The following is a 13300-nucleotide window of genomic DNA, read 5'->3' on the forward strand; positions in this document are numbered from 1 at the left end:
TTACAATCGCACTCGCATCCATTCGTCAATTGGTTACCTCACCCCGCATTTATGCGAAAAAAGGTACTACGAGCAACAGCAGATCGCTTAAATTGTGTGTCTACTTTCTTGACAAAGGTACAAAACGTTGCTGCAAGGCTGAAATCAGCCTTATTTCACCCGCCGCTTGCTGAAACGTTGCTGTAAGGCTGAAATCAGCCTTATTTCGCCCGCCGCTCGCCGAAACGTTGCTGCAAGGCTGAAATCAGTCTTATTTCACCCGCCGCTTGCTGAAACGTTGCTGTAAGGCTGAAATCAGCCTTATTTCGCCCGCCGCTCGCCGAAACGTTGCTGTAAGGCTGAAATCAGCCTTATTTCGCACACCGTGAATTTAGACCGCTCGCCGAAACGTTGCTGTAAGGCTGAAATCAGCCTTATCCTCACAGCGGAATGGTTAAATCGGATCAAAAAGAGGGAGATTTTTGTCGGAAAAGAGGGAGTCGTATTTTGTCGATAATTTAGAAAAGAGGGATATGCGATCGAAGGGTGTCAAGATATACTGAAATTATTCGGATAACAAATGGAGGAATCAGGATGAGCGACTGGACGAATGAAAAAACGAACGAAGTGCTGAAGGCGGTGTACGCCAAGGCGGCGACGGATAAGGCGTTTCGTGCGCTTGTGCTGGAAAACCCGAATGAGGCGGTCAAACAAGCGGCGGATGTCGAGGTGCCGGCTGGGTTTAAGGTGCGTTTCGTGGAAAATGTCGGGGCGGACGCAACGTTCGTATTGCCCGACTTTATCGGCGACAGCGAACTGTCGGACGAACAGCTCGAAGCGGTAGCGGGCGGGAAAAAGAAGAAAAAGCACGACAATGACGATGATGACAACGATAACGGCAAAAGCGGCCCCATATCCGGCCCCGTCCAGAGCGGTTCGATGAAGCAATTTCACGGCGTTTGTGTCGATTAGTTTCATAAAGAGGACGATCGGAGCCGGCAGCGGAAATCGCGCTGGCTTCTTTGCCGGTCGGGTGATACAGGATGGCGGCTAAACGCAATGACGGGGACGAGTGGCTGCAGACAATAACGGCGCGTTCGAGCGGTCTCGCGGAGCGGCTGAGCGACCGGTTTGTGCCGGAGACGGCCACAACCAACAACGCTGAAATGGCGGCTGCGGAACGGCTGCGACGGTGGAGCGAGGCGGTCGGCAAAGGCGATGCCGCAGCATTCGCCGGCCGGCTGGCGCTTTCGGGTTGGACGGCGGACGATGCCGCCCGGGCGGTGCGTCCGGTACGGCTGCGTGACGACGCCGCTCTGCCGGATTGGGCGGAGATGCTGCGGCTGTTCGCGGAGCGGCTGCACATTGCAGGCGCTGCGCCGGATGCCGCGTTGCCGGAGAGACTGCGGCAGCATCCGCTATGCGAACCGGGCAAGCCGCTTGCGTTCGAGCACGCGCTGCTGCCGTTCGTCGAAGCCGGCGCAGACTATGCGGCCGGACGGGGCGGGGAACTGTCGCGTTTGCTTTCCCCCCGGGCTTGGCGCGATGCGGGGCGGCATTTGCTGCGAGGGCTGGCGGAAGTTTCTTGCAAGACGTTGGATCTGGAATTCAGGCTGTTTCGCATGGGCCGTTTTCCGCTGCCGGGCAGCACGGAGCTGTATGACGGCTTCGTTCGCCGGCTGCTGGAGGGAGACTGGTTCAGGCTGCTGCAAGAGTACAGTGTGCTGGCGAAACTAATGGCAACCGCCATTCTCCAGTGGACGGCGACGCTTCACGAGTTTATTCGGCGTTATGCCGAGGACGAAGTGTGGCGCGACAGGCAGTTGACAAGCGGCACCGCGTCAGCCGGCACGATCGACCGGCTGGCGCTGGGCGTGTCCGATCGCCATAAAGGCGGCCGTGCCGTCGTGATCGCCACGCTGGAAGGCGGAGGCAAGATTGTCTATAAGCCGAAGCCGCTGCAGCTCGATACGGCATACGCCGGGCTGCTGGCGTGGCTGCGCGAGCATGGCGCGCCGGTCGAGTTGGCGACGGCGTTTACGGATGACCGCGGCTCATACGGCTGGCAATCGTTTGTCGTGCGCCGGCCTTGTCGAGACGCTGCCGAAGCCGCGCAGTATTATCGCAACGCCGGAGCACTGACGGCGATCAGCTGGCTGCTCGGCAGCTCCGATCTGCACCGCGAGAATGTGATCGCCGGCGGCGTTGCGCCGTTACCGGTCGATGCGGAAGTGTACGTGCAGCCCGATCCGGACTCGAGCTGGCCGCCGGAGGAGCTGCCGGGCGATGCCGAACGAAAGGCGCGCGAAACGATTGCCCGTTCGCCGCTGCGCACGATGCTGCTGGCGGAGCGGATCGAACGAAGGCCGGATGCCGGCGAGGATGTCAGCGGACTGTTTTCCTGGCACGGGATGGACGAAGCGGCGCGTATGGTGCGCGGATTCAGGTTCATCAATACCGATGCGATGAAAATCGGCGAAGTTGTCGACCCGGGGTCGCGAATCGATAACGACCCCCACACCGGCGGCTGCGCGTTCGACGAGCTGCGGGATGTGCCGGCGCTGCTCGGCGGGTTCCGCGAGATGTACGATTGTTTGCTGGCCAATCGCGAAGCGCTGCTGGCCGCGGACGGGCCGCTGGCCGCGTTCGGTGATCCGGCGACGCGGTTTCTGTTTCGCCCGACTGCCGTTTACGGGCAGCTGCTGGAAAACAGCTGGCATCCGGATGTGCTGAAGGACGGGGTCGATCGCGACATCCGCCTGGAAGCGATGTGCCGGTATGTGGCGGCGGACGAGGAGGAGTACGACCGGTGGCCGATCGTCGAACGTGAGCTTGCGGCGCTGCGGGAGATGGACGTGCCTTATTTTCGGCTGAATGCGGGCGATGTGAGGCTCTCCGATGACGGCGGCGCGTATGGTCCCGGGCTGTTCAGGAGGAGCGGGCGCGAACGGTTGCACGAGCGCGTCCGGTCGCTGGGCGAAGCGGACCGCGAGCGGCAACTGTTGCTGATCCGCGGCGCGCTGCATGCGAAGTTCGCCGGTGGCGCTCTCTGGCATACCCCGGCTGCAATGGCGGCGGACAACGGGACACCTTTGTCGCCGGCCCCAGCGGATGCGGAGACGGATAACGCCAAGCTGCTGCGTGCGGCTATCGCCATTGCAGACCGACTCAGCCGCCGGGCGATTGTGGCCGAAGACGGCACAAGGACGTGGATCGTGCCCGGTTACGGCAGTGTCAATCTTCGGCAACGGCCGATGCCGTATCATCTGTACGGCGGCAGTTGCGGAATCGCGCTGCTGCATGCGGCGCTGTACCGATCGACCGGCGACGAACGCCACCGGGAAGAAACGCTCGCGGCGCTGCGCCTGCTTCGTCGCCGCCTGACGACGCGCGATGCCGACGGCAAATCGCCGCTGCGGGAATCCATCGGCGGTTTCTCCGGATTCGGTTCAATCGTGTATACATTCTCCAGCATCGCGCAGTGGATCGACGAGCCGCAGCTGCTGCGGGAGGCGGCAGCCGTCGCGGCGCTCATGACGGACGAGGCGATTGCGGCGGACGACAGATTCGATGTGATGGACGGCGCCGCAGGGGCGCTGCTCGGTCTGCTTGCGCTGTATCGGGCGACCGGGGAGGCGGAACAGTTGCGCCAGGCAAGGCGCTGCGGCGAACATTTGCTGGCGAGCCGGACGAAGCTGTCCTCGGGACACGAGAGCTGGTTGGTTGCCGGCAAGGCGTTGGCCGGTTTTGCGCATGGCGCGGCCGGCATCGCTTATGCGCTGCTGAAGCTCCATCGGGCGGCGCCCGACCCTCGCCTTGCGGAAGCGGCGGCCGAAGCGATCCGTTACGAGCGCGACCTCTTCGATAGCGAACGCGGGGTATGGCCGGATCTGCGTGAAGGCGCGGGCGAAGGGCCCGGGCTTGTCGACGCTTGGTGCAATGGCGCGGCCGGCATCGGACTGGCTCGCCTCGACGGTCTTGCGACACTTGACAACCCCGCTATCCGCAGCGACATCGACACGGCGTTGGGCATCGTCGTCCACCCGCAACCGGGCGAACACGGCAAAGACGGCGTGTGCTGCGGGCATATGGGCAGAGCGGAGCTGCTGCTGAGCGCGTCGCTTGCGCTCGGACGCGGCGACTTGGCAGACGAGGCCCGGCAGCGCGCGCTCCGCTGTGCGGACAAGTACGGGACACCGTTTCGGGACGATGACGGTTCTCTGCCGCTGTACGAGGAACCAGGGTTTTTTCGGGGAATCGCCGGCATCGGTTACGAGTTGTTGCGAATCCGCTCGCCGGAGCTGCTGCCGAACGTGCTGGTGCTGGAGTAAATCTCGTGTCAGCGCAGTCGGGAAGCCTCGAAGCCTCGAAGCGATGGCCCGGCATTGTGACAAGGTCCCTCGCAACGTTAAACAGATGCGGAGCCAGGAGCGAATGGAACGGGGGATGCCGGTCGATGGCAACGACAGCTTATCTGAACAGCCGCGAGGAACGGCAAGCTTACGCGATGCTCACTTTTCCTTCCCTGCACGACGAACTGCTGAACGAGTCGGAGCAGCGCAAAGTAGTGGCGGTCGGCGCGCAGCTGTTCGGCAAGCCGATCGGCCTCGCCTGGGCAAGCTGGTGGCCGCAGCACCATAGAGGCGAGCTGCGCACAATGCATGTCGTGTCCGCTTATCGCCGGCGCGGCATCGGCGCCTTGCTGCTGGAAGCGGTCGAACGGGCGCTGGCGGAAGCGGGCTGCGACACGCTCGATTTCAAATTCCGGGCGGGCACTGACAGCGCGCCGATCTGGTTGCGGATGACGTCGCGGTGGGATTTGCCGCGTCTCAGCGTGCTTACTTTTACGATGTCGATCCCGCGGTTTCTGGAGCTGCCGTGGGTCGGCGCCTGGCGAATGAATGAGCGGCTTCGCGTCATCGGTTGGGACACGTTAAACGAGGCGGAGAAGGCGCGGATCCGGGAAGGCGACAATGAGTGGTATCCGCATCAGCTGTCGCCATTTATCCGCGAGCGGTATTTCGTTCCGGGGTTAAGCGTCGGTTTGTGCGACGGAGACGAAACGGTCGGCTGGATGACGGTCGAATCCTATGACGACGAGACGGTTATCGGCGATCGCATGTTCGCCAGGCCGCCGCACGACGGGCAAGGACGCGGCATCATGCTGGTCGCCGAAGCGGCCAAACGCAGCATAGAAGCCGGGTTTCGTGCAGGCCGATTCGAGGTCAGCGCCGGAAACGTGCCCATGCTGCGGTTCGTCGAACGGCGAATGAAACCTTGTTTGACGGGCAGCTATGAAGTCGTTCACAAACGCAGGCGGCTTCAGCCCGAGCCGGGGGCGACGGATGCGAAATAGGCCATGTTTTGTCGGCTATTTCGACAATATGTGGCGGTCGCTGCAAAATAGCCAGCGATTTCACTGGTTATTTCAAGGGCGAACCCCGATTCGAGGCTTCGCCGGCGCAAATAGCCAATGATTTCACTGGCTATTTTTGTTGTTGGGTGGGAAAATGGGCGAATAAGCCATTTTTTGTTGCTTATTTTCGAATGGACGGCGGAAAGGAAGAAAAACGTTGAACAAACGATGGTGGCTGGCCGCCTTGTTGTTGTGCCTTGTTTGCGTCGCAGGCTGCAGCGAAGTGACAATCGACCGCGGCGGCGCCGAGCGGGGGGACATCGTGCTCGGCGTCGGGTGGCCGCTGGCCAGCCGCGACGAGGGGCTCACGAAAGGCGTGCGGCTCGCGCTCGACGAAATCAATGCGCGGGGCGGCGTGCTTGGGCGCAAGCTGCGCGCCGTCAGCGCGGACGACGCCGGCTCCGTCACGGAAGGCTTGGCTGTAGCCGGCCGATTCGCCGCCGATGCGCAAACGGTCGCCGTCATCGGGCATCGCGGCTCCGCGGTTTCCGTTGCCGCGGCGGCGGTTTACGAAAAGGCGGGCATTGTCATGCTGACGCCGGGTTCCACCGCGCCAAAGCTGACCGAGCGCGGTTACCGCTATATTTTCCGGACGATTCCGAACGACGAACGGATCAGCGAACGGCTGGCGCAATATGCCGTTTCCCAAGGCTATCGCAAGGTCGCGATTGTGTACACGGACGACGAGTATGGCAGAAGTTTGGCCAACGCGTTCGAAGACCGGGGCAAGGAACTGGATGTGGACACGGTGGATCGGGTGGACGGTTACACCGATTTGCGCGACCTGACCCGGCTCGTTCGCGAGTGGAAGGCGCTCGGCTGCGATGCGGTGTTCGTTGCGCAAGTAATGCCGCAAGCGGGCGCGACGCTCGCCGATCTGCAGCGCGCGGGATCGGACATGCCCGTGCTTGGCGGGGACGGGCTGGACTCGGAGGAGCTAGCGCGTCTGCCGGGTCGTGCGGCGGAAGGGGCGGTCGTGGCTTCGATCTTCGATCCGACGGAGGAGCGGGCCGAGGTCGGCGCGTTCATTCGGCAGTATGAGGCCGCATACGGGGAAAGTCCCGGCAAATGGGCGGCGCAAGGATACGACGCGGCGAACCTGCTGGCTGCGGCGATCCGCGCCGCGGGTTCCGCCCGTCCGGCCGATCTTGCCGATGCGCTGCGCAAGACGCGCGGATGGATCGGCGTTACGGGGAGCCATTCGTTCGACGACGCGGGGGATGTGACGGATAAACCGATCGTGCTGAAGCAAGTCGTGAACGGCGCCTTTCAGTATCGGCAAAACTAGGGGGATTCGTGTTGGCCCGGAGCTTATTTCGCAAATCGGCGGTCGACCGCCTGTCATCGCCCGATCAATTGGATACGTTGCCCCGGCTCTCTTCGCCCAGGGGCTGGCTCATTCTTGCCGCCGCCGGCTTGCTTGTCGCAGCGGCGGCGATTTGGGCCGTGGCCAGCAGCCAGCCGGTCACGGTGCAAAGCCAGGGCGTTCTCGTCCGGCCGGGCGGCGTCGTTTCGATTCGCGCCGTCACCGGCGGCCGCTTGACCGACGTCCGAATCCGGCCGAACGATCATGTCAGCCGCGGCGACGTAATCGCCCGCGTTCGCCAGCCGGAGCTGCTGGACGAGCTGGCCGGGCAGATGAGCCGCAAGCAGGCGCTTCCGGCGAACGACGCGGCGGAACGCGCCGGCATCGACGCGCGCATCGCGCAGCTGCAGGCGCTGATCGAAGAGCGGTCGCGCGTGGTGAGCCCTTACGACGGACGAGTCATCGGAGTGGTGAGCCAGAAATACGACCTGTTGTCCGAGCAGGATACAGTCGCGACCCTGGAGCTGGACGACGGGCCGGAGCAGCAGCTTCAGGCCGTCATGTACATCCCGGTGCAAATCGGCAAAAAACTGCTCCCCGGCATGGAAGCAAAAATCAATCCGTCCTCGGCAAGCAAAGAGGAATACGGGAATTTGCTCGGCCGGGTCGTCTCCGTTGCGGAATATCCGGCTACGGAGCAAAGCATGATGAACACGCTCGGCAACGAGGCGTTCGTGCGCCAGTTCGCCGGCGCGGGGCCGGCATTGCTTGAGGTGCGCATCGAAATACTGGTCGATCCGTCGACGCCGAGCGGCTACCGCTGGTCGACGAAACAAGGTCCTCCGATGACGATCACAAGCGGCACGCTGATGACCGGGGAGATTATTCTTTTCCGGCAGAAGCCGATTTCTTATGTCATTCCGATTTTCCGTTAGTCAACTGTCACGAACGAACGAACGTGTGCAAGGGGGCGCCATGAGCGCATTCGCAGGCAAACAACCAACTGAAAAGCCGATCCGGTCCGCTCGGGTACGCACGCCGACGGTTCTGCAAATGGAAGAAGTCGAATGCGGCGCCGCGGCGCTGGCGATCGTACTCGCTTACCATGGGCGGCAAGTGCCGCTGGAGCGGCTTCGCGTCGATTGCGGCGTTACCCGCGACGGCAGCAACGCGCTGAACATCGTCAAAGCCGCGCGCAGCTATGCGCTGACAACCAAGGCATTCCGCAAGGAGCCGGCCGAATTGCGCGGGATGGCGCTGCCGATGATTATTCATTGGCAGTTCAATCATTTCGTCGTTCTGGAAGGCTTCGGCGGCAAAAACAAAGTGTATATCAACGACCCTTCGGCCGGACCGCGCACGGTGACAGCCGAAGAGTTCGACGCTTCGTTTACCGGCATCGCGATTACATTCGAACCGTCGGATCAGTTCGTTCGCCGCAAGGAACGATGGCAGATGCTTCGTTCGCTGCAAAGCCGGCTGGCCGGCACCGGAGATACGCTGACCTATGTGGTGCTTACCGGGCTGCTGCTCGTCGTTCCGGGGCTTGTCATCCCGGCGTTCAGCCGCATTTTTGTCGACGACGTGCTGCTGGCCGGACTGAATAACTGGATCGTGCCGCTTCTCGCCGGCATGGGACTTACCGCCTTAATGCGCGGTTTACTTACCTTGCTCAGGCAGCATTACCTCATCCGGCTGGAGACCGGGCTGTCGATGAACATGTCCGGCCGCTTCTTCTGGCACGTGCTGCGGCTGCCGATCGCCTTCTTCCAGCAGCGGCACGCCGGCGAAATCGCCTCGCGGATCGCGATCAACAGCCGCCTTGCCCATTTGCTCGGCGGGGAACTGGCGATTGCGCTGCTCGATCTGCTGATGATCGTGTTTTATTTTGTTTTGCTCGTTCAGTACAGCTGGCTGCTGACGCTGCTCGGCATCGTCATCGCGCTGGCGAACTTCGTTTTCCTGCGCTTCGTGTCCAGGGTGCAGACGGACCGCAACCAACGATTGATGCTGGATGACGGCAAAATGGACGGGGTTTCCATGTCGGGGCTCGGCCTGATCGAAACGTTGAAAGCGAGCGGGGCGGAGGCGGATTTTTTTCGCCGCTGGGCCGGATGGCAGAGCAAGCTGCTCCACTCCCAGCAGAAGCTGGGCGAAACCGGACAATACGTCACAACGGTTCCCGGATTGCTGTTTGCGCTGAACGAGATGGCGATCTTGACCGCCGGCGGGTTATACGTCATGAACGGCACGTTTACGATCGGCATGCTGGTTGCTTTTCAAAGCTTGATGGCGAGCTTTCTTGGCCCGGTCGGCCGCATGCTGCAGCTCGGCACCTCATGGCAGGAAATCGCCGGCAGCTTGAGCCGTTTGGACGATGTGTACCGTTATCCCGCCGCCGCATCCGCTGGTGCTGGTGCCGCCGCCGACGTTGCGGGGCGCTCCAAGCTGCAGGGCTCCGTTCAATTGACAGGGGTAAGCTTCGGATATAACCCGCTTGATGAGCCGCTCATCGCGGATTTCGGGCTTGCGCTGAAACCGGGCGCTCATGTTGCGCTCGTTGGCGGCACGGGCAGCGGCAAATCGACGATCGCCAGACTGATCACCGGTTTGCAGCAACCGCAGGCGGGGGAAGTTCGCTTCGACGGTTCTCTGCGCGGCGAGATTCCGCCTGCGGTGCTGGCGGGTTCGCTTGCCTCAGTCGATCAGACGATTCATTTGTTTCAGGGTACGATTCGCGACAACATTACGCTGTGGGACGATACGGTGCCCGAATCGGATCTCGTCCGCGCCTGCAAAGACGCGCAAATCCACGATGCCATCGCCGCCCGTCCAGGCGGATACGATCATCAGGTGACGGAGGGGGGCGCCAACTTCAGCGGCGGCCAGCGCCAACGGCTCGAAATCGCCCGGGCGCTGTGCGCCAATCCTTCCATTCTTGTCCTGGACGAAGCGACGAGCGCACTCGACCCGCTGACGGAAAAAGCGGTGATGGACGCGATCAGGCGGAGAGGCTGCACCTGCATCACGATCGCCCATCGGCTCAGCACAATCCGCGACGCGGACGAAATTATCGTGCTGGAGCGGGGAAATGTCGTGGAACGCGGGCCGCATGAACAGTTGATCGGGCAAGGCGGTCTGTACGCTGCGCTGGTAGCAGGATGAGTAACAGGGGGGAGGCGCGAGAGTGTGCGGGTCGGAGACGGAAAAAGAAATAGCGGCGGCCGCGGCTGAGCGGTTCGGCGAGGAAGCCGCAGCTTCCATGCCGCCCGGCGGGCTGTTATTGCGCGGAAGCGGGCTGTGGATCGTTCGTGTCGGCGGAGTGCGGCTGTTTTCGGTAATGGCCGACGGGGACGGCGGCTACGGCAAACGTTCGTTTCTGTTCGACGCCGGCGCGGGTTGTGTGCTGTTCGGGCCCGGAGAGCCGCAGGAGCGGCCGCCGGTTGCGATGCAGTCGGGCGTATGGGCAGTCGGCCTCGACAGTGCGGAGCTGGTCCCCGTGTCCCGCTCGTCCGTCGAGGCGCTGGCTGCCGATCCGGCGCTGCGCCGGTGGCTGACCGGGCAGTTGGAGCGGTGGAAGGAAGCGTGGCGGCAGGCGCTTGCCGGGGAGGACGAAGCCGGCTCTATCACGGAGTTACCGCTTGCAGCCGAGCTTATGCCGGCGGATGTGTCCGACTGGTGGAGCGGGCTCGATGCGTTCCATGCGCAAGCTTTGACGACGCTGCGGCGCCTTCGCGAGAAGGAAGCGCTAGCCGAACAGGTACGGCTCGAGGCGCGCACGGCGCAGGACCGGGACATGCTGAGCCGGGCGCTGGCCCGTTTGCACGGCGTACATAACGAGGATGAAGACCTGGTCTCGTTCGACGAAGCGGAAGAACCGAATTCGCTTCTGGCGGCCGCGCAAGCCGTCGGGCGTTATTTGGGCATTGAGGTTCAGCAGTCCCCCTTTGCTTCTTCCGGTGCGGGTACCGATCCGCTTGAGGCGATAGCCGACGCTTCCCGTTTCCGCATCCGCAAAGTAACGCTTGCCGGACGATGGTGGCGGGAGGACAACGGGCCGCTGCTGGCGTTTGCGGAGCCGGACGGCCGTCCCGTCGCGCTGCTGCCGTTTAAGCCGGGTCGGTACCGCTTGTTCGATCCGGCCGACGATTCGCTGCAAGATGTTACGGAAACGACGGCCAAAGAACTGAAAGACACGGCGTATATGTTCTACAAGCCGTTGCCGTTCCGGACGCTGAAGCTGATCGATATCGTGCGGGCGGGGGTACAGCGCGGCATATGGCGCGATCTGGTCGTGATGCTGCTGCTTGGCGCGACCGTCGGGCTGCTTGGGTTGTTGACGCCGGTGTTGACGGGCATTCTGTACGACAAGATCGTGCCGGATGCGGACAGGCCGCAGCTTGTTCAGATGGCTTGTATTCTCGCCAGCTCCGCCGTGGCGATCTTTCTGTTCGAAACCGCGCGGGGCATCGCGATGCTGCGGATCGAAGGACGGGTTGACATGACGATCCAGGCCGCGGTGTGGGATCGTTTGCTGCGTTTGCCGGTGTCGTTTTTTCGCGGGTATTCGTCGGGCGATCTGTCCATGCGCGCAAACAGCATCTCCGCCATTCGCCGCAAGCTGTCGGGCATCGCGGTGTCGTCGCTGTTTTCCGGCTTGTTTTCGGTGTTTTATTTGGTGCTGCTGTTCATGTATCATCCCGGCATTGCGCTCATCGCGCTCGGGCTTTCCGTTTCCGGCCTTATGGTCGCGTCGGTGTTCTCGTTTGTGCAGCTGCGTTACCAGCGGGAGTTCATGCAGCACCAGGGGCAATTGCGCAGCCTGATGGTGCAGCTGCTGGCCGGCATCGCCAAATTCCGCGTCGCCGCCGCCGAAAGCCGCGCCTTCTCGTTATGGGCGAATTTGTTCAGCAAGCAGAATCGCATCCAGTTTCAAATGAGCAAGCTGGAATCGTATTATGCCGTTTTTCAAGCGATGTTTCCGATTGCGACTTCCATGGCGCTTTATTATGCCGTTGTTTCGTTCGGCGCCAAATCGATCGGCCCGGGCCGTTTTATCGCTTTTTTTGCCGCCTTCTCCGCCTTGCAGAGCGGGTTGATGGCGATGTCCGCTTCGCTGCTGTCTATCTTGAGCGTCGTTACGCTGTACGAGCGGGCGAAGCCGATCCTTCAGGCGCTGCCGGAGGAGGCGGACGGCGGCGAATTTCCCGGAACGCTCGGCGGCGGGCTGGAGCTGTCCCATGTTTTTTTTCGCTATGAGGCAGAGGGGGCCTGGACGGTCCGCGACATATCGCTCCGGGTCAATCCCGGCGCTTTCGTGGCGATCGTGGGGGAATCCGGGAGCGGCAAGTCGACGCTGCTGCGGCTTATGCTCGGCTTCGAAAAGCCGGCCTCCGGCCAAGTCAGCTACGATGGCAAAAATTTGGCCGGATTGGACGTGCAGGCGGTGCGGCGGCAAATGGGGGTTGTGCTGCAAAACGGCGGTTTGCTGGCCGGCGATCTGTATTCCAACATCGTCGGCTCATCCGAGTTGTCCGTCGATGACGCTTGGGAGGCGGCGCGCATCGCCGGCCTGGAGGAGGACATCCGCGACATGCCGATGGAGATGTACACCGTCCTGCCCGACGGGGGAGGCATGTTGTCCGGCGGCCAGGTCCAGCGGCTGCTTATTGCAAGGGCGGTCGTGCGCAAGCCGAGGCTGTTGTTTTTCGACGAAGCGACGAGCGCGCTCGACAATCGCACGCAGGCGGCGGTCAGCGACAGCCTCGGCCGTCTTCGGGCGACGCGGATCGTCATCGCCCACCGATTGAGCACGGTTCGCCACGCGGATATGATCGTCGTGCTGAATCGTGGGGAAATCGTGCAGCAAGGAACGTACGACGAGTTGATGTCGCAGGGAGGTCTGTTCGCGGACATGGCCAGGCGGCAAACGGTGTAGTTGGAGCGCGGGGGCTGCAGCGCAGGTTTCCTGCGCTAAATGCGCCGCGGGAGGCCGTCGTGGGGGGCTGCAGCACAGGTTTTCTGCGCTAAATGCGCCCGTTCGAGACTCAGACTCGTCACATCTAACCCCCGCCTCTCACCTAGACTGCCACCTTGCGCCGAAAATCCTTGCTGCGCTCTTTTCCACACTATTGCCGTATTTTCTCATTTCCCACATGTTTAACTGCATTTTAAACGTAAGCGTGAGCAAAATGCTCTTCTGGCATATTTTTTGGACAAAAATACTCAAAAATACACTTTAGCCTCAGCCCTACAATGATGGAGGATAGTTTGCTTGGCAGGAACGCCCGTATATCTTGTCATGTTCTGCCTTTCAGCCGCACTCTGGCAAATAGCGGGCGAAATAAGGCTGAAATCAGCCTTACAGCCGCACTCTGGCGAGTAGCGGGCGAAATAAGGCTGAAATCAGCCTTGCAGCCGCACTTTGGCAAGTAGCGGGGGAAATAAGGCTGAAATCAGCCTTACAGCCGCACTTTGAATTTAGACTAGAAAGTAGACACACTGTAACAGCGACCTGATACAATACAAACAAACGAAAGGTCGAGGTGTGTCATGGGAAATATCCGCCAACATTTTGATGAGGAGTTCAAACGCCAAAC

Annotated in this window: 8 protein-coding genes; all 8 read left to right on the top strand. The window is 61.8% G+C overall.

Features of this window, described 5'->3' with window-relative positions:
* Nucleotides 1–186: hypothetical protein (locus tag EXY20_RS39640; protein WP_207671411.1), on the top strand; the 186-nt coding region annotated here is incomplete at its 5' end.
* 387 nt (nucleotides 187–573) lie between these two features.
* On the top strand, nucleotides 574–951 hold the full coding sequence (locus tag EXY20_RS38310; protein ID WP_135557725.1) for an NHLP leader peptide family RiPP precursor: 378 nt from the start codon (nucleotides 574–576) through the stop codon (nucleotides 949–951).
* Nucleotides 952–1022: 71 nt separating this feature from the next.
* Nucleotides 1023–4310, top strand: coding sequence for a type 2 lanthipeptide synthetase LanM (gene lanM / locus EXY20_RS38315; protein WP_135557726.1), 3288 nt, complete (start codon nucleotides 1023–1025; stop codon nucleotides 4308–4310).
* A gap of 125 nt (nucleotides 4311–4435) precedes the next feature.
* Nucleotides 4436–5335: a GNAT family N-acetyltransferase gene (locus EXY20_RS38320; RefSeq protein WP_135557727.1), complete on the top strand. Its 900-nt coding sequence runs from the start codon at nucleotides 4436–4438 to the stop codon at nucleotides 5333–5335.
* Nucleotides 5336–5552: 217 nt separating this feature from the next.
* A complete protein-coding gene (locus EXY20_RS38325) occupies nucleotides 5553–6683 on the top strand; it encodes an ABC transporter substrate-binding protein (RefSeq protein WP_167859811.1) in 1131 nt (376 codons plus the stop codon).
* 11 nt (nucleotides 6684–6694) lie between these two features.
* Nucleotides 6695–7636, top strand: a complete 942-nt coding sequence (locus tag EXY20_RS38330; RefSeq protein ID WP_167859812.1) for an NHLP bacteriocin system secretion protein — start codon at nucleotides 6695–6697, stop codon at nucleotides 7634–7636.
* Nucleotides 7637–7676: 40 nt separating this feature from the next.
* On the top strand, nucleotides 7677–9866 hold the full coding sequence (locus tag EXY20_RS38335) for an NHLP family bacteriocin export ABC transporter peptidase/permease/ATPase subunit (protein ID WP_135557730.1): 2190 nt from the start codon (nucleotides 7677–7679) through the stop codon (nucleotides 9864–9866).
* A gap of 22 nt (nucleotides 9867–9888) precedes the next feature.
* Nucleotides 9889–12639 carry an NHLP bacteriocin export ABC transporter permease/ATPase subunit gene (locus EXY20_RS38340; protein WP_135557731.1) on the top strand — a complete coding sequence of 917 codons (2751 nt, stop codon included), beginning with the start codon at nucleotides 9889–9891 and terminating at the stop codon, nucleotides 12637–12639.
* The last annotated feature ends 661 nt before the right edge of the window (nucleotides 12640–13300 follow it).

Source organism: Paenibacillus cymbidii, from assembly GCF_004764705.1.
Taxonomy (GTDB): Bacteria; Bacillota; Bacilli; order Paenibacillales; family NBRC-103111; genus Paenibacillus_AN; species Paenibacillus_AN cymbidii.

Bases quoted from the DNA above. Each gene is read 5' to 3' on its own strand.
- lanM (WP_135557726.1), top strand. From the start codon at position 1,023: ATGGCGGCTAAACGCAATGACGGGGACGAGTGGCTGCAGACAATAACG.
- EXY20_RS38310 (WP_135557725.1), top strand. From the start codon at position 574: ATGAGCGACTGGACGAATGAAAAAACGAACGAAGTGCTGAAGGCGGTG.
- EXY20_RS38320 (WP_135557727.1), top strand. From the start codon at position 4,436: ATGGCAACGACAGCTTATCTGAACAGCCGCGAGGAACGGCAAGCTTAC.
- EXY20_RS38335 (WP_135557730.1), top strand. From the start codon at position 7,677: ATGAGCGCATTCGCAGGCAAACAACCAACTGAAAAGCCGATCCGGTCC.